This is a genomic window from Streptomyces sp. NPDC040410, assembly GCF_055595715.1.
The window spans coordinates 28,308-51,834 of sequence record NZ_JBVIVK010000036.1 but is presented as its reverse complement, the minus strand read 5'-3'; the positions used below and the strand labels follow the sequence as shown (position 1 = coordinate 51,834).

Sequence of the window (23,527 nt, the reverse complement as noted above, 5' to 3'; positions counted from 1 at the left end):
CACCGGCCGTCGACGGATCCTCCGCCTGGCCCGGCACTGGCCCTGGACCAGCCACATCACCACAGCTCTCGAACGGCTCGCACTCCTGCCGAACCCCGGCTGACCAACGGATTCCCAGTCCCCCCGACAGCAGCTCAACACTCGGAGCAGTGGAACCCGGCGCCACCCCGAGGCGACATTCGGGCCCTGGGCCTGCACAGCCTTCGCCCACGGCACGAAAACGGTCCACCGACTCCGTCGGCGGACCGTCAAGAAAGATCGAGGCTAACGCCACCCCGCCAGGCGCGGCCGCATGTCCGGCGAGTGTGGCCCTGCAGTGACAGCAGCGATTGTTGTGAGCGACAAATGAGACGTGCCCTTTTCATTGAGCGGTGTAAGACACCGGCCTGCGAGTCGAACAGACTGATTGCTGACCCAACATGACCCGCGAGGAATTACCCGACTGTCCACGCACTCCGACTCCCGAACCCCAGGTCAGGCTCACCATGTACATGGCAGAAAGTACTCTCCCCGAGAGGGTCTCGCTTCCGGTATCCGGCCAATTCGAGGCCTGGGTGTCGTCCCTCCGGCGGACAGCAGAGCGGGCTGTGATAGCACTTCCTGCCGAAGCGAGGCACGTGCCCGACGCGAGGCACTTCGTTCGCGCCTACGCGACCTACTGGGGTCTGGCAGAAGAAGACCGGGACCGGGCCGAGCTCATCGTCAGCGAACTGGCCGGAAACGCCGCTCGTCACGGCCTGAGTGACATGACGGTGTGCCTTTCGGTCAGCGGCCACGAGCTGAACATCGACGTCACCGACGCGGATCGGCCAGACACACCCTGTGCTCAAGAGGCTGCACCGCCCGTACCGCCGGACGAATCCGGCCGCGGGCTGGCCCTGGTGAGCCTCGTGGCCGACTGGAGCCACACCCAACGCCACGGGGACGGCTGGCGGGCGTGCGCCGGAATCAGCCTCCGGCAGTGACTCTGCCACAGCGCCCCAGGGCCTAAGCAGGCAGTGACGTTCGTGGCGGGTTCGTCGTTGTCTGCGGCAACGACAGCCCGCGTTCACGGCTGCGCTAGGCAGCCTGCGAGCCCATTGGCTGTCGGGGAGATCAAAATGTGCCAGTGCTGGTGGGCTCTGACGACAAACGCAGTATATTTCGGACATGGGGAACGCTCTCACCCTGGCGCGCCTGATAGAGGACATCGGGCAGCCGCTCCTGCGCCTCGCTTTCGATCTGAGTGATGCGGGGGAGCCCCTGACCGGAGTGCTGATCCACGACCCGTCCGACACCGTGGGATTTGAAGCGGGCTGCCTGGTGCTGTGCGTAGGTACGGCATCCGGGAGCGATCTTGTCGGTCTGGGGCGAGACGCCCAGCACGCCGGCGCGTGCGGACTGGCAGTGAAGGCGCCCCTACCGCCCGGAGCGACCGGATGCCCCGTGCCGGTCGTCGAGGTGAACCGAGAAGCCTCCTGGATGCACGTCGCAACGATCATCCAGCAGCGGATCCAGGACTACGCGCGCGCTCAGTGGGAACCTGCCGGCGCCACCAGTGACCTGTTCGCGATAGCCAATACAATTGGTGCGACGATTCATGCCCCCGTCACCATAGAGGACGCTACCTCGGCGGTCCTGGCCTGGTCAGCAGGGCAGGAGGACGCCGACGAGTCCCGCATAGAGACAATCCTGGGCCGCGCCGTGCAGCCGTGGCGGGTTCGCAAGCTTGCCGACAGCGGTGTGTTCCAGCGGCTCAACGCCTCCACGGAACCGGTATACGTCGAACCGTATGAGCCAACGATGCTGCCGCGGGTCGCTGTCGCTGTGCGCGCGGGTTCCGAGGTGCTGGGCTATGTCTGGGCGGTGACCAAGGGACCTCTGCCCAAGGAGCACGCACGCTGGCTGGACCTGTTCGCTCCGGTCGTCGCTCTGCACCTGGCCAACATGCGTGCGGATAGTTCCCCTTGGGCCCGCCAGCAGCGGCGCGAACTTGCCAGCGCGGTACTCGCCGGCGGAGAAGCCGGTGCGGGCGCAGCACACGATGCGGGTTTGCAGAACGGTCCGCTGTGTGTGCTCGCCGTGGGCCTGCGTCCGCGGAAGGGCGCATCGGCGGCGACCGTTGAGGGAGCGTCCCCCGGGGATGCCGCTGCTGCGGCGAACCTGCGCAGACTCGAGGAGGTGCTCACTCTCTATCTCGCTGCAGTGCATCCTTCAGCACTGGCAGTACGGGGCGACAGCGCTGTGTACGTGCTGGCCGCATGGCCCAAGTTGTCCCCGGATGAAGCCCTGGCGGCGGCCCGGTCATTGGCAGAGGACTTCCTCGCGCGCTCCCCCGGCGGCCCAGGCCCCAGTTACCTTGCGGCCGTCGCCTGGCCCGCTGCCGGACCGGGAGACGTCCCGGTCGTGAGGCGTCAGGCCGATGCGGTACTGCGCGCGCTGCGCCGGGCGCAACCGGCCCCCTCCGTGGCCACCGTCGAGGACATGGCGCTTCCCGTGCTGCTCCAGCATCTCGGGGACATCACGCAGTCACTCGATCTTCCGCGAGTAACTGGCCCGCTGCGCCGGCTTGCCGCCCATGACAGCCCGGAACATATCCTCACCACGACCCTGTCCGCTTTCCTGTCAGCTGGATGCGTAGCCGACGATGCGGCCGCACAACTGTGCGTGCATGTCAACACGCTGCGGTACCGGCTGCGGCGCATCCGGGAAGTGTCGGGGCTGGACTTCGAGGATGCGGACCAGATGGTGCTCGCGCAGCTGCAGCTGCGGCTGAACGAAGGGATCTTCCCGCCACCGCAATTGCGGTAAGGGGCATATGACGGGCCTTTTTGGTGCGCGATACGGCGTCTGGGATGTCCGGAAGGGTGAATGCAGCGCAAACGAGGCCGGCCCGGAGGGGGGAGGGCTCCGGGCCGGCCGGCTTGTCAGTGTCCTGCACATGCGTCTGGCAACGGGCGCATTCTGTGCGTCGTGCGTGTGCGGCCTGTCACCGAGTGCTGCGCCGAGACGGGCCAGGATTCGGTGACCACCGCCACCTCATGGACCTGGCTGCCGCTGCTCGGCTCTCTGGTGTCACCCGCCGGTCCGTGCAAGGACCTGCAGGAGGGTTTCCGCTTCGCGGAGAGGCTGGAACTGGACGTCTCCGTGCGGGTCATTGCGTACCCCATGGACTGCGGGGTCGGGCAGGCTGTTGTAGTGGAAAGGGGTGGATGAGTAGTAGGCGCCGGTGTCGAGGAGGGCGACGATGTCGCCGGGGGCGAGCAGGGGCAGGGGGCGGGCTTGGGCGATCAGGTCGCCGGCGAAGCAGCAGGGGCCTGCGATGTCCTGGGGGACGGATTCGGCATGCTTGAAGGTGCCGTCGGGGTCGTGGGCGGTGATGCGGATGGGCCAGGACCCCGGCATGAACACCGTGCGGGTTGCGACCTGGGCGCCGGCGTGAGTGATGGCGATCCGGCGACCGCCTGAGGTCTTGGTGTATTCCACGAAGGCGGCGGTGAAGCCGTTCTTGGCGAGCAGGGACCGTCCGAATTCGGTGATGATCTGGTAGTTGCCGCTGAACAGGGTCGGAGCGTGGGTCTGGAGGTAGGACACGTGCTCGTCGAAGCCGGGTGTCGTCTCGTCATCGGCGAAGTTGACGGGCAGCCCGCCGCCGATGTTGATGCCCGTCACCTGGCGCCAGCCGCATGAGGCGTTGACCTCGTCCGCGAAAGCCACAGCTTTCGCGATGCCCTGGGCGATCAGTTCCAGCGGGCAGCCCTGCGATCCGACGTGGGCGTGGACCCACGTGAGCCATGGGCGTTCGCGGTAGGCAGCGAGTAGCCGCTGCCTGCTTCCGTCGTCCTCCAGCGGAATGCCGAACTTCGAGGTCGCGGTGGCCGTACTCATGGCTGCGATGTCGCCGCTGCCGACTTGTGGATTGACGCGCACACCGATCCGTGAGGTGGGTGGCGAGGAGCGGGTGGCGAGAATCGTGTCGATGCGGGCGAGTTCCTGGAAGTTGTCCGCGTTTATTGCGACTCCCAGATGAAGGGCCTGGAGAAGATCCAGGCGCGTTTTCGCGGGGGAGTCGAAGACGATCTGCTGGGGTTCGAAGCCGGCTGCCAGTGCCTGGGAGAGTTCACCGGGGCTGGCCACCTCGCAGCCCATCCCCAAGGTACGCAGTTCCTTCAGCACCGGCACCAGACAGTTCGCCTTCGCTGCGAACGTGTGCAGAACCTCGACCGAGGCCGGGAAGGCTTTGTGCAACGCCGCAACGCTGTCCCCGACGCCGTCAAGGTCGACGAACGCGGCCAGTACGGCGTTGTCGGGTTCGAGCAGGCGCTCGCGTACGGCCGCACGCAGGATGCGTTGACGTCGCTCGCTTGCTGGGGAGGCCGTCATAGGGTGGTGTTCCGTTCCGTGTTGCGAGTGGCCGCGTACTGGGTGCTGTACGCCACGAAGTCGTCGAAGAGCCGGCGGTGGGCTGGTTGGTGGATCAGCTCTTCCGGGTGGTACTGGACGCCGACGATCCACCGGTCGGGGTCGGTTGACTCGACGGCTTCCACGACGCCGTCTTCGGAAGTTCCGACCGTCCGCAGTGTCGGGGCGGTCCTTGCGATGGCCTGATGGTGCAGGCTGTTCACTCGCTGCAGATCGTTGCCCGACAGCGTGCCGAGGCGGGAGCGGGCCTCCAGCCGGAGCTCATGGGTCTCTGTGTGCAGCGGGAGATCCTGGAGGTGGTTCACCTCGCCCGGCTCTAGGTGCTGGATCAGGCTGCCGCCGAGGGCGACGTTGAGGATCTGGCAGCCGCGGCAGACACCGAGTATCGGCATGCCCAGCTCGTTGGCGTGGGTGATTGCGGTGATCTCCAGCGCGTCGAGGTCTTCGTCGATGACTGTCTCGGGCTGCTTCTCTTCGCCGTAGTGGCGAGGATGGGGGTCGGGTGCGTCGACGCCGCCGGGCAGCAGCAGACCGTCGACGCGTGCCACTATGTTGCGGATGGCGGCGGTGTCGATGCCGCTCACGATGACGATGGGTGTGGCGCCGGCATCTGTCAGGACACGTACGTAGGAGTCCGTCAGGCGCAGGAGGGATGGACGGCCGGGTACGTCTCGCCCGACAGTGACCCCGATCAGGGGCCGGTGAGGGTCTTCAGTCACAGAAGTGGGGGCCTCTCGGAGTGGCACAGGGCTTAGAGGACGCTGTCGAGGAAGGCCCTCGTGCGCTCGTGCTGCGGGTCGCTGATGACCTTGTACGGCGGTCCGGACTCGACGACGATGCCGTCGTCCATGAAGACGACCTGGTCCGCCACTTCGCGGGCGAAGCCGATCTCATGGGTTACGACGATCATCGTCATTCCGCTTCGGGCCAGATCGCGCATCACGGTCAGCACGTCCCCGACAAGCTCGGGATCCAGCGCGGACGTCGGCTCGTCGAACAGCATCAGCTTCGGCTCCATCGCGAGGGCTCGGGCGATGGCGACCCTCTGCTGCTGGCCTCCCGACAGATGGGCCGGATAGGCGTCGGCGTGGTCGGCGAGGCCGACGCGCGCCAGTAGTTCCATGCCCCGCACGTTGGCGACGGCGCGGTCCTGGCCGGCCACCCCGACCGGGGCCTTGGTGATGTTTTCCAGGGCCGTGAGATGGGGGAACAGGTTGAACCGCTGGAAGACCATGCCGATGCCCCGGCGCTGGGCCGCGATCTGTCGCGGCTTCATCTCCCTGACGCGGGGCCCGTGCTTCTCGTAGCCCATGAGTTCGCCGTCGACGTATATCCGGCCGCCGTCGACTCGCTCGAGATGGTTGATGCAGCGCAGGAAGGTCGACTTGCCTGAACCCGAAGGCCCGAGCAGGCACATCACCTCACCGCTCTCCACTTGGAGGTTGATGCCTTTGAGCACCTGGTTTGCTCCGAAGTGCTTGCGCACGTCCCAGGCCTCCACCAACGGATTCGTGATCACGAGTCGGTCTCCGTCCTGGCGTTCCCGGGATTGCGGGGATCGGTGTGGGCGACGCGCGCGACGCGGCTCCGGAACCCGTCAGCCGTCTGCCGCAGTTGCTGCCATGGCGTCTTGGGCAGGGAACGGTTGGCCCCACGGCCGTAGCGGCGTTCGAGGTAGTACTGCGGTATGGAGAGCACCGAGGTGAGGAACAGGTACCAGGTACTGGCGACGATCAGCAGCTCTACCTGGCTCAGGTTCTGCGCTGAGATCCAGCTGGATCGCGTGTAGAGCTCGGGCACGGCGATCAGTTGGAGAAGAGCAGTGTTCTTGAGCATCGAGATCGTCTCGTTGCCCATCGGCGGGATGATCACCCGCATCGCCTGGGGCACGACGATGCGCCGCAAGGTGTACGCGGGGGACATGCCCAGTGAGTAGGCCGCCTCGACCTGGCCGTGATCGACGGAGAGCAGCCCGGCCCGGACGATCTCGGATGCGTAGGCGGCCTCGTTCATGCCCAGGGCCAGCAGGCCGGCGATGAAGGGAGTCACGACCACGTTGGTGTCGGCCGAGAAGAACTGGACGGAGGTGAAGGGAACACCGAGGCTGATCTGTTCGTACAGCAGGCCGAGGTATCCCCAGAAGACGATCTGGACCAGCAGAGGCGTGCCCCGGAAGAACCATGTGTACGCCCAGGACACCACGCGCAGCACCGGATTCGCGGAAAGCCGCATGACCGCCAGCATCACTGCCAGCGCTGTCGCCAGCAGCATCGAGCAGATGGTCAACGTCACCGTCAGCAGGACACCCTGGATGATCCGCTCGTCGAAAAGGAAGTCGGCGATCGTGGTGTGGTCGATATTCGGGTTGCTCCACAGTGAGAGCACCCAGCCCACGCACACGACGACCAGTGCTGCCGCTGCGATCCACCGCCCGGGGTGGCGCCGGGGCAGGGCGGCCATGTCGTGCGTGTTCGCCACAGCCATGGTGGCGGTCATCCGGCGTTCACCTGCGCGGTCTTGACGCCGTAGGACGACAGGCCGTACTTCGCCAGAAGCTTGTCGTAGGTGCCGTCCTTGATGACCGCCTCAAGTGCCGCCTGGAGGGCCAGGACGAGGTCGTGGTCCTTACGGAGCACGCCGATCCCGGTGTACACCGGTGCGTATCCGGTGGGGTTGGCGGAATCGCGTACGACCTCGAACTGCTTGCCGTTGCCGGACGTGCGGGCCGTGTACTCGGCAGCCGCGGCGTCGAAGACATCGGCAGTGGCCTTGCCCGCGCGGACGGCGACCAGGGCGTCGCCCTCGGTTGGCAGCTCGACCACGGTGACGGGCTTCTTCCCGGCGGCCTTGCACTTCGGCGCCTGCGCCCTCATGAGATCTGCCTGCGTGGTGGCCTTGGCGACCGCGACGGAAGTGCCGCACAGGTCGAGCAGGCCGGTGATCTTCTCCGGGTTGCCCTTCTTCACGACGATGTCCATGCCGGCATGGAAGTAGTCGACGAAGTACAGGCTCTTCTGTCGCTCCGGAGTGTCGTTCATCCCGTACATGATGATGTCGTGCTTACCGGACTGGAGCGACGGAATGATGCTGTCGAACGCCTGGTTCTTGAAGTCGAGGGAGACACCGAGCTTGGCCCCCAGAGCCTGCCCCAGGTCGTAGTCGAAGCCGGTGAACTTCTGCTGCGAGTCGAGCATCTCCATCGGCGGGTAGACACCGCTGGCCACATTGATCCCGCCCTTGAAGCGCGCGGGAAGCAGCTTCGCGATCTCGGTGTCGGCGCCGGCCGACGCGGCGGCCGCCTTCGACGCGGGGGCTTCCGGTGCGGCGTTGCAGGCCGTGAGGAACATGGCCGTGGCTACGACTGAGATCGCGGCGACGCGACGTGCTGTGATCATGATGCGTGTTCCGTTCGATTCGACAAGCGTGGTGTGGGCCGGCGCCGGGTGTACTGGCGCGGGCATCACTGAGATTCAGGCATTTCTGCGCATTTGTGTCCGCACTAGAGCCTCTGGAGGGGTAGGGCGATTCTCCATCCCGCTCAAGGCTGAATGTCACGTCCGACTGGACTACGATTTCCGTCATGCCTTTGTCTGATCGGACAACCGATGAGATAGTCACCGTCCGTCACCTCGCGGAGGCCATCGGATCACCGATGCTCACTGTGCTGGCCGCGCCCGGTGGCCTGGAACGCCCGGTACGCGGCACCGTCCTGCACGACGCCGCAGATCCCCTGCCCGGAGGCGCAGACCAACTGCTGCTGATGCCAGGACTGCGGGCCGACCAGCCTGCAGCGGCCGATCTCGTGCGCGACGCCGCCAGCCGCGGGTACAGTGCGATGGTCTTCAAGGTCAGAGGCACGGACACTTCCGCACTCGTCGCCCAAGCGACGCTGAGCGGTCTGGCTCTGCTGGCCACGGCCGATGAGGTCTCCTGGCGCCACCTCGACGCTCTGCTGCTCTCCGTCCTCGGATCGCAAGGCGTCGGCGGCGAACCCGCGACGGACGCCGGAGACGCGCTGTTCACCCTGGTCAACGCAGTCAGTGCCGCGGTCGGCGGATCGGTGGCGATCGAAGACCTGGACCGGCGCGTCATGGCCTACTCGTCCACCCCCGACCAGCAGATCGACACTCTGCGCCGAGAAGGAATCCTCAGCCGCAAGGTCCCGGAGATCGACCACAACCTGGAGCGGTACCGCATCGTGCTCGGCTCCGAGGGCGTGGTCCGGTTCCCGGAGGCGCTCGGTGCCCTGCCGCGAGCGGCCATCGCCATCAAGGCCGGCACCCAGCCCCTCGGTACGATCTGGGCCATCGAGGGCCCCAGTGGCATCGACGCCGAAGGGGAACGGGCCCTGGTCGACTGCGCGCGTCTGGCCGCCTTGCACATTCTCCGCAGCCGCAATGCCTCCGAACTGGAACTCCACAGGCGCGAGAGCGCACTGCTGGGGGCGCTGGACGGGCAGTGGGCCACCCACGAAACGAGCTTCCGGCTGTCCATCCCGCCCGGAGCGGAACTCGGACTCCTCGGATTCGCCGTCTCCGCCGACGCCACAGGCCTGCTCGCGCTGACAGCCCATCTCGGCTACGCCCTGTCCCGCTATGTCCCCTTCCGCCCCGACGCCAGTATCGCCACGACCTCCCGCGCGATCTACGTGCTTCTGCCCGGCGGCGGTGCCCAGGCCGCGACGCGGCTCGCCATGGACGCTCTCACGGCCATCCGCAGCACCTTCGGTGATTTCGTACGTGCGGCGGTAGCGCCCACCAGCACCGATCCAGCGGCCCTCCCCGCGATGCGTCGCGAAATCGACGACATCCTCCGAGTGACGACGGCTCTCCGGGGCGCACCGCGCATCGCCACCCTGACCGACGTCCAGGCGGGACTGCTGCTGGCCCGCGTCGGTGACGAACTCAGCCGCGAACCGCGCCTGCGGCACCCGGGTGTCGCCGCGATGGCCGCCCATGACGCCGAGCACGGAACGGATTTCGTCGCCTCACTGCTCGCCTGGTTGGAGGCCGTGGGCAACGTCGCCGAAGCCGCAGCGCGACTCGACGTGCATACCAACACCCTTCGCTACCGACTGCGCCGCTCCAGCGCACTCTTCGATCTCCCCTTGGACAAGCCCGACGAGAGACTCGCACTCTGGCTCCAGCTGCGCCTCATCCGCCCCTGAGCCGACGCTTCTTTGACGTGCGGCCCGGCGGGAGCGAAGTGTCCGCCCCGCGGCGTGTCGCCGGCGGCCGGGCAGTGGACGCCGCCCTTCGGGTCGACGTGGACGACGCCCGGGCGGCCGGCGGCGGTGGGGTCGTACGGACCCAACTCCCCCCACTGCTTGTAGAAGAAGGGCACGCCGGCAACCTCGCAGTCGATCCGCAGCTTGCTGGCCCAATGGGGGTGCATGGGGCGGGCGGCGGGGCCGCTCTCCCCGCCTGCGATCACCCAGTCCAGGCCCTCCCACCGGCCGCCCGCGGCGACGGGGCAGCGCACGCCGCGGTGGCACTCGGGGGTGGGGGTGGCGGGGTGGGTGCAGCAGCCGTCGCCTGGGTCGGCGAAGCCGCAGTCGAGCGCGGGCCGCAGCCAGCGGCTGAGGTTGACCGGTCCGAGGAGGGGTTCGGCGGAGACGAACCGTACGGCGGCGGGGACCTGCATCAGCTTCGGGAGTGCGGATGCAGTCGGCGATGGCGTACGCGGTCGCCGAGATCCGCCGCATGACCGGACGCGCGGTCGACCTGGACAACCCCGACCACGTCGACCTCAACGACCATCGGGCCTTCGAGATGATTAGGGCCTCGGACACCGTCGGTCTCTTCCAGCTCGATTCTGTGTCAAGTCCAGTCGTGTTGCCTTCCTTCATCCTCGTGCCGCGACGGGGCCGTCACCCTCATGCCGATCACGGCTGCCATGGGGATGGTTGGTCTTCTGTCGATCGCCTCCGAGCCGGATGCCTTCTGTGTCTGCATCCCGTGTCAGTACGCGCCGTCAAGATCAGTTGGCAGAAACTAGTGGGCGTCTGACCTGCTGTGGTACCCAGTCTTTGAGATCACCGGGAGCCGGTGACCTCAGTTGACCTCATTTCTGAGAGTCGAGAGCGGCAGCGTTCATTGCGAGCCAGTCACGGACTTCCTCCGCCTCGCGGTGACGCCCAAGGCTGCTGAGCAGGTCTGCCTGCAACCGCAGTACATTCCCGAGCTGTGACGCGAATTGGGTGGGCCTTGCTGCGACGAGCCTGCGGTAGAGCTCGACTGCCTCGCCCGTCACCCGTAGAGCTCCGGAGAGGTCCGGTTGAGCCTTAAACTGCACCCATGCCGGACTTCGGAGCGCTCGCGCGAGATTGGTCAGTGCGGCGGCTAGATCCGGTTCGGATGCGGCCGGGGTGTCGCGGGCGAGCCGACGATAGATGTCCACGGCCTGCTCCTCAGCGTCCAACGCCTCCTCTATGCGTCCCACGTCCATCAACCAGTTGCCGAGGTTGTTGAGTGAAGCAGCGAGGCCAGGTTCGTAAGCGGCTGGGTTATCTCGGGCCAACTGACGGTGGAGGCACACTGTTCGCTCCTCTACGGCCAGGGCTTCCTCTGTACGCCCCACATCCGACAGAAGAGGGCTGAGGTCGGACAGCGCTCTCGCGAGATTGGGTTTGTATGCAGCCGGATCCTCGCGGGCCAGCCGATCAAAGACGCCCACGGCCTGCTCGGCAGCGCTCAGCGCTTCTTCGAGGCGTCCCATGTCCGACAGACAGAGACTGATGTTGGCCAGTGAACCGGCGAATTCAGGCTCGTACACGGCGGGATTCTCCAGGGCCAGCCGCTGCCGGATCTCCAGTGCCTCCTCACCAGCGGCCAGTGCCTCCTCCGCGCTTCCGATGTCCCACAGCCAATTGCCGAGGTTGTTCAGCGAGGTGGCCAGATACGGTTCGTACGCAGCCGGGTTGCCGCGGGCGAGCCGACGGTAGATGTCCACGGCCTGTTCGGCGGCGTCCAGCGCCTCCTCCGCGCGTCCTACGTCCGACAAAAGATTGCTGAGGTTGTTCAGCGAGGAGGCGACATGGAATTCGTGCGAGGCCAGATTGTCGAGAGCGAGCCGTCGTTGGATCTCCAGTGCCTCCTCACCGGCGGCCAGTGCTTCCTGCCGCCGTCCCACATTTGCCAGCCGATTGCCGAAATTGCTCAGCGAGGTGGCGAGGTCGGCTTCGTACGCGGCCGGATCCTGACGGGCCAGCTGACGGTAGATCTCCACGGCACGCTGCTCCGCATCCAGAGCCTCCCCGTGACGCCCCACGGCCGAGAGGTCAGCGCCGAGATTGGACAGGGCTTGGGCAAGATCGGGTTCGAACGCGGCCGGGTTGCTACGGGCCAACTGCTGCCGGATCTCCAGCGACTCCTCGGCGGCGGCAAGTGCTTCCTGCGGCCGCCCCATCTTCGACAGCTGGATATCGAAGCCCGACATCGCATTAGCTAGTTCGGGTTCGTACACGTCCGGATCCTCGTGGGCGAGCCGACGGTAGATCTCCACCGATTGTTCGGCAGCGGTCAGCGCCTCCGCTCGCCGTCCCGTGTCCGACAACGCGAGTCCGAGGTTGGACAGTGATCTCGCGAGATCGGGGTCGAACGCGGCAGGATCCTCGCGGGCCAGCTGGTGGTAGGTGTGCACGAGAACGTTGGTGAGCCTCAACCCGAGGTCGCTCAGGATGGGCATCCGGGCGGGTACCGCAGTGTTGGCCTTCTCCACCGCGTCGATGTCGAGCGGGACGGTGTCCAGTGCGGCGGTCAGGCCCCGCAGGACGCTTTCGCTATCGGGGATGCGGTGGGCGTTGTAGTGGGAGACGGCCGCACGGGCCAGAACGGTGATCAATTGAGCTTGCTGGTCGGTGGAGGCATCGGTCATGAGGGCCGGCAGCGGGGTGCCGGGACGGGTCAGCAGCATTGAGGCGTGGTACTCGGCCACGCGGTCGGGTTGCAGAGAGCCCCAGTAGCGGTCAGGCCCGGGTGGATACAGGGACCGGAGCCAGTCGGCAGTGTCCAGCGCCCGGCTGGGTGGGAGGCCGGGGATTCTCCGTGCGGTTGCCTCGGCTTCGGTCTGGTTGGCGGCTCCGCACACGACCGCGACGGCCACCGCACGCTGGAGCGTGGCCGTGCTCAGGTCACTCAGTCGGAACGCCGGGGTCCTGGCGGTGTCCTCCCAATAGCGCTGCTCGTGGCGGAGCAGAGTGGCTTCCGCTGGCTGGCCCGGGCTGGCAGCGACCGGGGTGGGGCCGTGCTGCAAGAGGGTGGTCAAAGCCGTCATTTGCAGGGTGAGTACGGAGTCGTAACGCGGATCCGCCAGGTCGGCGGGGGGATGGACCCTGGCTGCCACGGCGGCCCAGTCGGTCCGGCCGAAGGTGGGAAGGTGCCGGAGGAGGGGGGCGAGGTCGACGACGGCATGAATGAATGCGGTGGCGCGGGCAATGGGTGGGGCGCCGCTCGGGAAGAGGGGGGCGAGTTCGATGACGGGCGCTGAGGCGAGGAGTTCGCGGGCCGGTGCGGTGGCGCCGAGGCTGTCGGTCCGCCACGGGCCGTCGGTGCGAGCCAGCAGCAGCAGGCGGGTGCGGTGGCGGGCGGTGCGCAGGCGCTCTATGAGGTGGCGGACCAAATGGGGTCGCGTTTCGGCGTAGTCGACGGTGAGCTGGAGCCGTTGAGCGGTGTCCAGGTTGCTCAGATCGGGCACGGTGGTGACGTCGGCCAGGTCGGCGCGCACATGCGCGCTGATCCAGTCCCGCGCGCGCAGAATGTCGGTGAGCTGCCGGGACAGCCGGGTCTTGCCCTGTCCGCCGGGGCCCGTGAGCACGCGCACCGAAAAGGTGTCCGTGTCCTGGTGGCACCAGCCGAGTAGCTGGTCCAGCTCATGTTCGCGGCCCCGGAATGCAACGGCTTCGGCATCGGCACGCAGGAGCATCGCCGGGGAGCGCAGGTCCCGTTCGCGGGCGGCGGGTGCAAGGAGAGCGGATGGTTCGGCTGGTTCCAGGACGGGTTCCCACCTGGTGTGTTCGGTGATCAGCGCGCGAAAGGCGTCGTCGGCCAGCAGCACCTTTAGCGGCGTGGCGGTCAGGCGCGTGCCGCCAGTGGCCTGGCGGTCCTGGCGCACGACGCCGCACAGCAGGTCGCCGCAGAGTAGGGCGGCTCCAGACATACCCGACCAACGGGTTCCTTTGGTCTCCAGTGGCGACTGGAGAGGGATGGTCGGGTCGGTGCTGAAGACCTCGTAGCGGCCCCCGAGGCTGCCGGTGCCAGGCCGGATTGTGCCGATGAGCTGCTCATCCAGGCGACGGCCGTCGTCGAAATCCTTCTGCATGCGAGGGAATCCAACGACGGCGACCGGGTGCGGGCGGGTGCCGATGAGCTGGCCCCAGCGCTGCGGTGGCCGTACCCGCAGATCCTCCAAGGATTCCGGTGTCTCCCAACCGTGGCCGACAGCTACCTCGACCAGTGCGGCATCCACCACGTCATCCTTGCGCCGCCAGAGGACAGATGCGGGAAACTCGCGATCCCCCATGTCAGGCCGGGTTACGGTCACCGAATCGGCCCCGAATGCGCCGTCGACGACATGCGCGGCGGTCAGCACCAGGCGCGGCGCCACCAGGTAACCCGAGCCGAACCCCCGCTTGTCCTTGCCCGGCCTGCGTGTTCGGATCTGCACCCGGCGGTCGAACTCCACAACAGCCCCCCATTCTTTACTTCCTGACGTGCGGTGTGCTGGCCCGGCCGGGGACTACTCCTCGTCGTGGACGTCGACGTCACCGCCGCCGGGCCGGTGCGGCTTCAGTTGCACCGTGACCGTGTGGGTCGCCTTGTTCCCGGTCTCCTTCTTGCCTCCCAGACCGACGACACTGAACCTCAAGCCCCCGTCCAACCCCCGGGTACGGGTCAGCTCCATGCCGAGCTCCAGCGTGATCTCCCCCAGAGTGAACAGCACCCCCCTGTGGCCAGCGCCCATACCGTCGGGGTCGGCGATCCTCGCCTGGGCCTCGGCGATCTGGTCCCGCAGCAGCGTGATTGCATCAGCCAGGTCCAGCCACTGTTGGTCCGTACCGTGTGCATTGCCCATCGCAGTCCCCCTCTTTGCCTCAACTACTCACAGTGACTATCAAGCACGACCGACATTTGCACATCCGTTTAGTGACGCCGGGCCGCGCGCCAGGTCCAGAGGAGGTGGCCGGCACCGAGGACACCCAGTAGGACGCCCCCGCTATTGGCCACTAAGTCCGTGGTCGGCGCGGTGCCGGCGGTGCGGACGAGAGTGTCGGCGCAGGCCAGCCCCACGCCGACAGCGATGCTGGCCACGATGAACCAGAACCCTTTGCGCGGCTGCGGGTCGCCGGTGGGCTCGCCGGTGACCTGGCCGGGGTGCGTCTGCCGGTACCAGCGTGCGAGGTGGTCCTGGAACTCGGCGTGCCGGAACTGGTACACCGGTCCCACTGCACGCAGCAGCCCCAGCCGGTGGGCGTCGTCGAGGAATGGCATGAGCCCGAAGGGCAGCCTGCGGCGGGCGGCGGCGTGTCCCACGGCCACCGCGTACACGAACCACGCCCGCCTGCCGGAGAACAGCGTCGTCCCGACGACGAGCAGGGCCCAGAAGATCATGCCGGCGAGGACCTCGTCGTCCGTGCGGTTCTCCCACGCCGTCCAGCCGATGAGCGGCCCCGCGATGAAGAAGACCGTCGCCATCCGCAGCAGGCCGCCGAACCGGTCCACCCGCAGCGAGCCGATGGGCGTGTGCGCCCATCCGCCTGCCAGCCCGGAGTCGGCCCCTAGAACAAGACCGAACAGCAGTCCGCCAAGGGCTCCGTACGGGAGCGCCAGCAGGAACGGCCTCACGCCGTCGGGCAGGAGCGCTCCGCCGAAGTCCTCGGTCACCGCCCGCTGGAGCCATTCCCCCGCGTAATTGAAGGCGACGATCGCGGTGACGGTAGAGGCGCCGATGAGTGTCCAGAGAAGCGTGAGCTGTCCGAGGCCGGGTCCCGACCGGGTGGTGACGAGGTGCGTGTAGCGCGGGCGGGAGTACAGGGCGTCGGGCGCGTAGTAGGCGCTGGCGCACCCGCCCAGTAGGAACGCTAGGAGCGCCACAGTCCACGTCCCCCCGTCCGGCATCTCGGTGGACGGCGCGTACCGTCCGATGGCCACGCCCGCGACCACGCCAAGCACGGTCCAGACCGCTGCCTGCACCGCGGCGAGTACCCGCCAGGGGAGCGTACGGGCGCCCAGGAACCACCAGGACAGGTCACGCCTGACGGGCTGGTCCGGCTGGGCCAGGGTCGCGGCGAGGAAGCCGAGCCACTCCCGGACGTGACGCGCCTTGTAGGGGCGACTCGGGCGCAGGTGCGCAGGCAGCTTCTTTGTCGGCGGTCGGGACCTCAGAACTTTCGGGATCAGCAGGTCGAAGAAGTGGCCGCGCAGGGCCGGCACATCCGCGTACGCGTCCGGCCGCAGCAGTTCCCCGGGCGACGTGCCCGGCTCCGCGTACGTGATGCGCAGCAGCCCGAGGTCGAGCGGACTGGCCACCGCCGCCGCGAGCACGCCGACAGGCCCGGTATGTGGACCGGGGCCCTCGAGCGCGGCGAGCAGCTCCTCCCAGGCGGACTCCGAGCCGGGGCGCAGGTACGCTCTGAGGTGTGCGGCGGCGGCCGCGGGCGTAAGCGGCTCCGGCCTGATCCTGAGTGCGTCGTGCAGCAGCCCGCCCTGCGTCTGCAGGGCCTCCTCGAACTCCTCGGTGCGGCAGGTCAGGATCAGCGGGGTCGTGACGTCGCTGAGCGCCGCGAACACCTCGGCCCGCTGCGAGGCGGGGATCTCGTCGAGGCCGTCGAGCACCGGCACCACGTGCGCGTTCTCGACGAGCCGCCCGGGGATGTCCCATCCTCTACTCGGCACGTCCGGACAGGACCGGGACACCTCCTGCGCGATCCAGTCGGCGAAGTCGGCCCGGCCGGCAGACCAGTCCGCAGCCGACACCGGCAACGGCACGACGTCGAGAGGCGGTCGCTCCTGGCCCGATGTGACCGGACGAAGCAGCGCAAGGGTCAGCTGCAGCGCGACCGTGGTCTTGCCGGTGCCGCGTGCCCCGACGACGATCAGCCGGCGCGACCGGGAGGCCAGGAACTTCCGGGCGAGAAGATCCGCCTGATCGAGCGCCTCGTCCCGCGTGGTCGCGCCGGCGAGTGCCACTTCCGTCACCGCGCCCTGCCGGTCGACGTACTGCCAGGTCACCGGTATCGGCCGGAAACCGTCCTGGTCGCGCATCCGCGCCTCGTCCTGCCAGATCGTCTGCATCTGCTGGGCCAGCCGCGCCTTGGTGGCCACGACGGCGTCGTCCGGCGCCGTGACGACGGCCCGCCCGATGGCCCGGCGGTGCCACAGCTGCAACGACACCGCAGCGGTGGCCAGACCGAGACTCGCACCCAGCACCTCCAGGCTGATCTTCCAGTGGTCGGCCCGCAACTGGCGGAGGATCGCCGCCAGTCCGAGCGCGACCAGAAGCAGCCCGACCCCGTACAGGGCGTAGTGCCGCCCCCGTCTGTCCATCAGGCCATGGTGGCAGGAGGCGGGGAGGGAGGGGGAGAGGTTTTGCGCGGCCGAACTCCAGCGGCGGGAAGGATTCCCAGGCGATGGCCTCCCACGTGTGCGACCTGGCCGCCAAGCTCGGGCTGCTGCACCGCGTCGTGATCGTCCACGCGGACCTCGCCGCAAGCTCGCTGCCGAGCAAGCCCGCCGCCTGGGCGTGCGCTTCGAGGTGGTCAAGGCTGGGGCGGAGATCTGTTGGCGCACACCGTCGCCCGGTTCTTCAAGCTGAAGGTCAAGGCAGAGAAGGAAGCCCGAGAGCAGGGCCTCGACCCGGCCACGGCGAAGATCGCTCCGGTCTGGCCTTCATCCTCAGCTAGTGTTCGTGATCCTGTTCGCGTAGCTCGCGTATGCATCCAACAAGGCCGCTGACCAGCGGCGTTGGGAGCTGCGGAAGTAGCAGTCAAGGAATTACGAGACACGGCACCTCATGACACCCGCCAGTTCAACTGGCGGGCCGCATCGAAATGCCGAGGTTAACGAGTCGAGGGCCGGTGCTGGGTGGGCAGCACTCGAACGACGCCGTCACTGTCGGCCGCCCCGCGCAGCTGCTGATTTTCGACTTCCAGGACGTGTATGACCCGCACCAGCTGCTGAAAGTCCGTGTGCAGTTGGGCGTGCTCGGTGCGCAGGCGGGCGAGCTTCCGCGTGAGCTCGTCATTCTTCTGCTTCAGATTGTCGACGACCTTTGGCCGGGCGTCCTGCATCCGTACCAGGGCGTAGAACAAGTCCTTCAGCCCGGTGTGCTTGTGGGTGAGTTTGTTGCGCTTGAGGCCCGTTTCCTCGGCGAGCGACTTGACCGTCAGCTGGCCGTCGGAGCGCAGTGGAGTGCCGACCAGTAGACGGATCATCGCATCGGTGATCGCCTCGATCTCGGCGGCATCGCCGGGGTGGGACGGACTCGCCGCGGCGGCGACCATCGCGAGCACCTGGCCCACCGTCTCGGCGATTCCTGCGGCGGCCAGCCTCCCTGGGTGATCCGCGCTGCCGCTGTTCTGCTCGGCGCCCGTCGGTGCGTTGTCCTTGGCTGTCGTCATGTGTCGTCCTTGCTGACCGTTCGTCCTGCGGCGCCCTCATGCGCGTGAATGATCTTCTCTCGGCTGGCGCAGCACAGCTCGAGCCGACGCCGTATCGGGTGGGGCAGGTGTGGGTCGGCGCAGTCGGCGTCGATCTGGGCAAGCTGCTCGTGGGCCCGCTGCATGTGGGTGTCGGTGCGGGAGATGTTTGCGCAGGCGGGGTTGCAGCGGCTCCAGTTCGGGGTGCGCATGGACGGCTTCGTATCCTTGGCCAGGTCGGGATCGCACAGCGCCTTGTAGGGATCGAGGTTGCAGGTCAGCAGTGCTTGCGGGTCTTCGAAGATCTGCAGCCGGGGGTTGTTCCGTAGCGCCTTCATCTGGCCCTTGGTGGCGAATCCGCCCGCGTAGTGGGCGGTGAACTCGTCCACGGCGGCGATGTAGCGGTCGGCGGCTGGCCCGCTGACCGTTTCTCCGGCGGATAGCCGGTCGCTGGCCTCCGTCAGCGCGTCCGCCAGGGCCAGGGTCTTCTCGAAGTCGAGGATCTCGAGCATGTCGGCCTTGGTGCGCCCGCCGTACGACTCGGCCAGGGAGCTTCCGACATGTCCGTACTGCAGGCCGAGGGCGATGCGGCCGCCGGGACGGCGGTAGATGAACCAGGCCACGGTGCGGCGCAGGCGGCGCAGTGTGATCGGTCCGTGAGGATCGGCCGGGATCAGCTCGTGCGGGCGGGCGAGCCGGGTGGCGGTCGCGTTCGCCCAGTCGATGAACGACTTGATGCGCCCGATGAACCGGTTCGGATTCAGCCCCTCCGCGCGAATCTCGGCCGCGGCGGGCTCGAGGGTTCGGACAGTCATAGACCGGGGGAACAGCAGGCGTTCGTCGTGGAGTTGCTCCAAGACCTTCACGGCGCGGTCCACGAGTTCGATGACCGTCCAGGGCTCGGGGCGGATCTCGCCTTGGGGCAGGGTATTGCCGTCTTCATCGGTGACGCCCTTGAAGTGCCGACCGGTGATGCGGTACCGGACGGTGCCGTCCTCGCGCTCCTCCTGACTGGAACAGCCGCGTTCGAGATGGAGGACTTCCTCGGGTCGCATCCCCGACAGGTAGCCGATGGTCAGCAGCGCGGCCGTCATCAGATGGCCCGCGAGCGACTGAGCCTCGGTGAAGTCGATGGCATTCGTCCAGACCTCGCCGTTGATCCGGCCGGTAGCGTCGACCGCGAGGGCCGCCTCATCGGCGACGGGCAGGCCGCCGAGGTCCGGGCCCAGCTCGAGCAGGCCCATCTCGACCTGGTGGCGGGTCACGCCCAACTGCCCGGCGAGGAAGGAGATATTGATCAGCGGCCGCTCGCCCGCCGCGCCGGCCCGCCAGTGGTTCCCCAGGCGCTGCCCGGTCTGGCCGATGTACGCCGGAAGCGTCCCGCCGCTCGCCTTCAGGTGCTGCAGGTAGGCGCGGACGAGCCTCAGCCCGTCCGCGCGTGCGGCGTTGCTGGGCCGGATGTTCAACTTGAGCCGGCGCCAGGCCCAGTGGGCGTCGATGATGTCCGGCGCGAGGTCGAGGACGCAGCGCAGCGCCCAGACCAGGAGCGGGGACATGGTGGCCGGGTGGATGACGACCTCTTTGTTCTCGCCCGAGTCCCGGCTGAAGTCGGCACCGAGGAAGTCGACGATGGCAGCGCCCGGGTCCTCCCACGGCGGCATCACCAGCCGGTCCTCGGGCAACAAGTGCGGCGCGTAGGCCCACACGCGGGTCAGGGCGAACAGCTGCCGCTCCTCGTGCACTCCGGTGGAGCCCTTATCGCCCAGGTATGCGGCGTACTGCGACAGCATTTCCTGGTCGACGTCGGTGAGCCGCGTGATGCCCCTGGCGTCGAGCCAGCGGGCGACCTTCCTGAACCCGGTCAACGTGGTCATCACCGTGCTGGCCGAGACCACCGCCCGCGACCTGGCGCCGAGCCGGGCATGCAGCACATCGGGGGTAGGGATGTTGATCAGCGCCCAGGCGATGCGCATGAACGAGCCCCGCAGCGAGGCGGGGAAGTTGGACCACAAGAACGCCTTGGTGCTGGCAGTGTCCGTGTGCTGCAGGTGGGCCAACTCCCACCGCAGGTCGCCGAAGCGGGAGACGGCGTCCTCCCGCACACCGGGCCGCCGCCGCTGCGCCGGCACCACCGGGACATCGGTGCCCGGATCGACGAGCGGCACCTCCACGCCGACGGTGGCGTCGAGGGTGCTCACGGATCGAGGCTCCTTTCCAGCAGACGGTCGATGAGCTCCCGCTCGGTCCCGGTGAGCCGCGCCAGCAGCGCCGGGTGCTGGCGCGGATCGGTGTGCTGATCGAGTAGGTCGCTCACACGCCGGTGGTGGGCTTCCCAGTCCGCCTTCCACACGGCGGCCGGCGCCACGGACCGCAAGGACTCAAGGGCCTGGAAAAGGTAGACGATCCGCGGCAGGTGGCGCGCGGTCGCCAACGCGTTGGGGCACGCGAAGCACAACAGGAAGGACACCCGGCACAGACTCCCGCCGCTGAGCGGGCTGTGCTCGACGTCCTCGCACGCGCCCACCGCCGTATCCAGGTTCCCGGCGGCCACTTGGCGGGCCACGTCCAGCGGAAGACCGGCCCGCTCGGCGATGACCCCCGCATCGTCGGGCCCGTCCGTCTGTCGCGCAGTGATCACGCGCATCCGCACTGTGGCGCGGGCGTGCCGCACCGCATCCTCGAGCCCGGCAGCCACCACATCCCGGGAATCTGCGATGACCTGCTCGTCCCGGCGCAGGTAGTGCTGGTCCTGCACCTGCCGGGTGTTGTGACGCGGCCGGCCATGCAGGACCTGGGCGGTGTGCCGCAGCAGCCGGCCATTCAGTGCCGTGGGCAGATCGGGGTGCGCCTCGCGCGCCCAGGCGTCGATGGCGTCGCGCAGCCCGACCGTGGCGTTGCTGAACATCGGGTGTCGCGCACCGCGGGACCACAACAGCAGGTCGCTGGGCTGGCCGAGCAGGGCCAGGGTCTGGCGGGCCTGCTCGGTCATGGAGATGATCTGCCGCATGGCCTCACCTGGGGAGTCCTCGCCCACGTCGACCAGGTTGCTGCTGGAGTGACGCCGCCGCGCGCGCCGCGGTTTGTCGGTGTCCACCCGGTGGATGGCCGGGTGCGCGTCGTCGCCGTCGGCGTTCGGCCACTGGCTCGGCACCGCCAGCTTCTCCAGGACCGACAGGTTCCAGCCCTCGTGGCAGATCAGCAGGACGGCGGCCGCGGCCTTCTCGCTCACCGACGGAAACAGCTGGGTGACCGCCGGCTGCAGACTCCAGGCGCCAAGTCGGCGGCGGCATTCCGCCTGCACCCAGTTGCGGACGAAACCGCTGGGGACCCGCGGCAGGTCCCCGGTCCGGGCGAGGTGATCGAGCAACTCTCCCCACCGCGCATCCGGATGTCCGTCGAGTGCCCCGGCCCGCCAGCGCTCCAGCAGCGCGAGATTGCCGCTGATCCGCCGCTCGGCGCGGCGCACTGTGTGCGCGGCGGCGCTGCGCACCCGCTTCATCTCGGCGCTCGACAGACTCTTCTTCGGCCGGGCCACCACTTGGCGGCGCCGCTTGGACATCTGGGTCACCACCGCCTGCGGCATCCCCGGCGCCTGCCGCAGGAGCACGCCCACGTGCTTCGCCCGGACGAGCCCGCCCGGTGCCTCCGCCCAGGCCGTCCACACCCCGGGCGTGAGCTCGGCCAGCGAGCCCACCGGTGGCTCGACGGCGGCCATGGACCGCAGAAAGTGCCGCACGCTGCGGTCGTAGCTGGTGCAGCTCTGCGCGCTGTCCCAGTGTGCCTTCGCCCGGCGGGCGAACGCGGCCGCCACCTCGCGCCGCAGCGTCTGCGACCCCGGCAGTGCGGAGTAGTCGTACGTGCCCAGGTCCTCGCCGCCCTGTCCCACCGGGCGTACCACCAGCCCGGATTCGTCCACGATCTCGCGCCGCCGGTAGCCGGAGGGCGGCAGCGGCGCCCGTCTCCCCGTCGGGCTCACGCGACATCCAAGATCAGACCGGTGCGGCGTGCCAGGTCGGCGAACAGCTCGCTGTTGGAGGGGTTGTCCTCATCGTTGAGCAGGCTCTCGATCTGCAGCCCGCGCACCGGCTCCAGATAGATCTCCCGCGTGGTCACTTCCGACCGGTGTCCCAGCAGATCCTTGACCATCGTCCACACCGTGCCGTAGGCGTCCTCGTAGTCCCGGCGCTGCGCCGGCGTCAGCCCGAGCCGGCGGTCCAGCGCGTGGTGCAGCAAGACCAGGACCCGCAAGGCCATGCTGTGCCGCAGCATCTTCGGCGTCGCGTACACCTTCAGCCCGGCGCGCTCGCAGCGCTCACTGGCCCGCTCGAAGACCTTCGTCCAGCTCTTGTACGCCATCGGCATCCCGGTCTCGGTCAGCCACAGCATTGCTGGCTCCAGGCCCTCGTCGCCCTCGATGAACATCCGCATGCGCTGCCGGGCCGTCAGCTCGTCGACATGAGCCTCGAACGTCCGGCCGTCCGGAGCCGTCCACCTCGCCCGGCGGTCGCGGGTGATCTCCCGCAGCAGCAGCCGGTCCGCGACCCGGTCATAGCGGCCCCGGCGTCTGGCCCGGCGCACCACCGCGTCCCGCGTACCCAGTCGGTACAGCTCCGCCTGCTGCAGGCCGGCGTGGCTGACGTAGTAGAAGCGCCCGGCACGCTTGGCCACCGCCTTGCCCACCCACCCCGAGTGGTACCGGTGGCCCATCCCGCTCTCGATCGGAGGCAACTCCCACACCAGCAGCGTCCCGACCTCCCGCCGCCGCAGGCCACTGGAGTAGGTGAAGTCGGCGAACGCCACATCCCGGCCGTCGTTGCGTCCCGGCCAGCTCTCGTTCTCCAGCCCGCTCGGCAGCATCCCGCCCAAGCCCACGTCCCGCCACATCCGGTAGCCGCGCGGGGAGAGCCACTTCACGTGCGAGCTGCGGACGTCCGTCGGCGCCAGCTCCGCGACCTCGACCGTGCCGCCGTCCGGTGTGGTCACCGTGTGCGTGAGCACGGGGGACGCCTGCATGAATCCCAGCCTGACGGCGATCTTGTAGAACAAGCCGAGCGCGGCCAACTCCCGCGCCCACCTCGCCCCACCGATGGGAGACGGGTTTCCCTCGCCGCGCAGCCGCCAGTCCTCCCAGTCCTCCAGCACGTCGGCCGTCGCCTCGTCCCAACGAAGTCCGCGGCGCCACAAGTAGGTGAAGAACAACCGGTAGTCCGGCGCATACGTCTCCTTGGTACCCTCCGCCTTCCGGGCGAAGTCCCGATGCCTGAAGACCGCGCTCAACCGGGGATCGACGCGGCCGTCCGGTGCGAGAAGGATCGGCTGTCCGGGGCGAATCCCGAGCGATCGCTCCCGCTCGGCCAAGTCGCCCCACGCGCCCAGCACATCGTCTCGACCGCCATCCGGGGAACCGCCCACTCCGGTCCAGAACAGACGCCACTCATCCACAACTCAGCTCGCTCCGTGCGCAACACAACCTGCCACAACACGGGGACCGTA

Annotated in this window: 16 protein-coding genes and 1 pseudogene; 4 read left to right on the top strand and 13 right to left on the bottom strand. The window is 68.2% G+C overall.

Annotated features, from left to right (window positions below; all coding sequences use genetic code 11):
* The first annotated feature begins 419 nt into the window (after positions 1–419).
* Positions 420–965, top strand: coding sequence for an ATP-binding protein (locus ACZ562_RS36620; RefSeq protein ID WP_471188620.1), 546 nt, complete (start codon positions 420–422; stop codon positions 963–965).
* Between the two features lie 184 nt (positions 966–1,149).
* A complete protein-coding gene (locus tag ACZ562_RS36615) occupies positions 1,150–2,790 on the top strand; it encodes a PucR family transcriptional regulator (RefSeq protein ID WP_471188618.1) in 1,641 nt (546 codons plus the stop codon).
* A 264-nt stretch (positions 2,791–3,054) separates the two neighbouring features.
* Here the strand turns inward: ACZ562_RS36615 and ACZ562_RS36610 are convergent, their stop codons facing one another.
* The 5 genes from ACZ562_RS36610 to ACZ562_RS36590 all read right to left on the bottom strand — a co-directional run bounded on the left by ACZ562_RS36610 (position 3,055) and on the right by ACZ562_RS36590 (position 7,796).
* Positions 3,055–4,362, bottom strand: a complete 1,308-nt coding sequence (locus ACZ562_RS36610; protein WP_471188616.1) for a type III PLP-dependent enzyme domain-containing protein — start codon at positions 4,360–4,362, stop codon at positions 3,055–3,057.
* The gene (locus ACZ562_RS36605; RefSeq protein ID WP_471188613.1) at positions 4,359–4,985 is read right to left on the bottom strand and encodes a gamma-glutamyl-gamma-aminobutyrate hydrolase family protein; all 627 of its coding nucleotides are present in this window, start codon (positions 4,983–4,985) and stop codon (positions 4,359–4,361) included. The genes ACZ562_RS36610 and ACZ562_RS36605 overlap by 4 nt, the downstream gene beginning before the upstream one ends.
* Positions 4,986–5,152: 167 nt before the next feature.
* Positions 5,153–5,905: an amino acid ABC transporter ATP-binding protein gene (locus tag ACZ562_RS36600; protein ID WP_471188627.1), complete on the bottom strand. Its 753-nt coding sequence runs from the start codon at positions 5,903–5,905 to the stop codon at positions 5,153–5,155.
* An 11-nt stretch (positions 5,906–5,916) separates the two neighbouring features.
* Entirely contained in the window at positions 5,917–6,897 is a 981-nt protein-coding gene (locus ACZ562_RS36595; protein ID WP_471188611.1) for an amino acid ABC transporter permease, read from the bottom strand.
* Positions 6,894–7,796, bottom strand: coding sequence for an ABC transporter substrate-binding protein (locus tag ACZ562_RS36590; protein WP_471188608.1), 903 nt, complete (start codon positions 7,794–7,796; stop codon positions 6,894–6,896). Before ACZ562_RS36590 ends, ACZ562_RS36595 begins: the two co-directional genes overlap by 4 nt.
* 185 nt (positions 7,797–7,981) lie before the next feature.
* Between ACZ562_RS36590 and ACZ562_RS36585 the strand changes: the two genes are divergently transcribed.
* Complete coding sequence (locus ACZ562_RS36585) at positions 7,982–9,568, top strand: helix-turn-helix domain-containing protein (protein WP_471188604.1); 1,587 nt, start codon at positions 7,982–7,984, stop codon at positions 9,566–9,568.
* Here ACZ562_RS36585 and ACZ562_RS36580 read toward each other — a convergent pair.
* A complete protein-coding gene (locus ACZ562_RS36580; protein ID WP_471188602.1) occupies positions 9,469–10,044 on the bottom strand; it encodes a DUF5131 family protein in 576 nt (191 codons plus the stop codon). The genes ACZ562_RS36585 and ACZ562_RS36580 overlap by 100 nt on opposite strands.
* Before the next feature lie 8 nt (positions 10,045–10,052).
* Between ACZ562_RS36580 and ACZ562_RS36575 the strand changes: the two are divergent.
* Positions 10,053–10,217: pseudogene (locus ACZ562_RS36575) on the top strand (hypothetical protein); the annotation flags it as partial.
* A 247-nt stretch (positions 10,218–10,464) separates the two neighbouring features.
* Here ACZ562_RS36575 and ACZ562_RS36570 read toward each other — a convergent pair.
* The 7 genes from ACZ562_RS36570 to ACZ562_RS36540 all read right to left on the bottom strand — a co-directional run bounded on the left by ACZ562_RS36570 (position 10,465) and on the right by ACZ562_RS36540 (position 23,476).
* Positions 10,465–14,082 carry a tetratricopeptide repeat protein gene (locus ACZ562_RS36570; protein ID WP_471188599.1) on the bottom strand — a complete coding sequence of 1,206 codons (3,618 nt, stop codon included), beginning with the start codon at positions 14,080–14,082 and terminating at the stop codon, positions 10,465–10,467.
* A 54-nt stretch (positions 14,083–14,136) separates the two neighbouring features.
* Positions 14,137–14,472 (bottom strand): trypco2 family protein, encoded by a 336-nt coding sequence (locus ACZ562_RS36565; RefSeq protein WP_471188597.1) that lies wholly within the window; start codon positions 14,470–14,472, stop codon positions 14,137–14,139.
* A gap of 68 nt (positions 14,473–14,540) precedes the next feature.
* Positions 14,541–16,943 (bottom strand): NACHT domain-containing protein, encoded by a 2,403-nt coding sequence (locus ACZ562_RS36560; RefSeq protein ID WP_471188594.1) that lies wholly within the window; start codon positions 16,941–16,943, stop codon positions 14,541–14,543.
* Positions 16,944–17,455: 512 nt separating this feature from the next.
* Positions 17,456–18,016, bottom strand: a complete 561-nt coding sequence (locus ACZ562_RS36555; RefSeq protein WP_471188592.1) for a hypothetical protein — start codon at positions 18,014–18,016, stop codon at positions 17,456–17,458.
* A complete protein-coding gene (locus tag ACZ562_RS36550) occupies positions 18,013–20,232 on the bottom strand; it encodes a hypothetical protein (RefSeq protein ID WP_471188590.1) in 2,220 nt (739 codons plus the stop codon). Before ACZ562_RS36550 ends, ACZ562_RS36555 begins: the two co-directional genes overlap by 4 nt.
* Positions 20,229–22,010: a hypothetical protein gene (locus ACZ562_RS36545; protein WP_471188587.1), complete on the bottom strand. Its 1,782-nt coding sequence runs from the start codon at positions 22,008–22,010 to the stop codon at positions 20,229–20,231. The genes ACZ562_RS36550 and ACZ562_RS36545 overlap by 4 nt, the downstream gene beginning before the upstream one ends.
* A complete protein-coding gene (locus ACZ562_RS36540) occupies positions 22,007–23,476 on the bottom strand; it encodes a site-specific integrase (protein WP_471188632.1) in 1,470 nt (489 codons plus the stop codon). Before ACZ562_RS36540 ends, ACZ562_RS36545 begins: the two co-directional genes overlap by 4 nt.
* Between the last annotated feature and the right edge of the window lie 51 nt (positions 23,477–23,527).

Coding starts and splice junctions, on each gene's coding strand:
- ACZ562_RS36620 (WP_471188620.1), top strand. CDS start 420: ATGACCCGCGAGGAATTACCCGACTGTCCACGCACTCCGACTCCCGAA.
- ACZ562_RS36615 (WP_471188618.1), top strand. CDS start 1,150: ATGGGGAACGCTCTCACCCTGGCGCGCCTGATAGAGGACATCGGGCAG.
- ACZ562_RS36610 (WP_471188616.1), bottom strand. CDS start 4,362: ATGACGGCCTCCCCAGCAAGCGAGCGACGTCAACGCATCCTGCGTGCG.
- ACZ562_RS36595 (WP_471188611.1), bottom strand. CDS start 6,897: ATGACCGCCACCATGGCTGTGGCGAACACGCACGACATGGCCGCCCTG.
- ACZ562_RS36590 (WP_471188608.1), bottom strand. CDS start 7,796: ATGATCACAGCACGTCGCGTCGCCGCGATCTCAGTCGTAGCCACGGCC.
- ACZ562_RS36585 (WP_471188604.1), top strand. CDS start 7,982: ATGCCTTTGTCTGATCGGACAACCGATGAGATAGTCACCGTCCGTCAC.
- ACZ562_RS36580 (WP_471188602.1), bottom strand. CDS start 10,044: ATGCAGGTCCCCGCCGCCGTACGGTTCGTCTCCGCCGAACCCCTCCTC.
- ACZ562_RS36565 (WP_471188597.1), bottom strand. CDS start 14,472: ATGGGCAATGCACACGGTACGGACCAACAGTGGCTGGACCTGGCTGAT.
- ACZ562_RS36560 (WP_471188594.1), bottom strand. CDS start 16,943: ATGGACAGACGGGGGCGGCACTACGCCCTGTACGGGGTCGGGCTGCTT.
- ACZ562_RS36555 (WP_471188592.1), bottom strand. CDS start 18,016: ATGACGACAGCCAAGGACAACGCACCGACGGGCGCCGAGCAGAACAGC.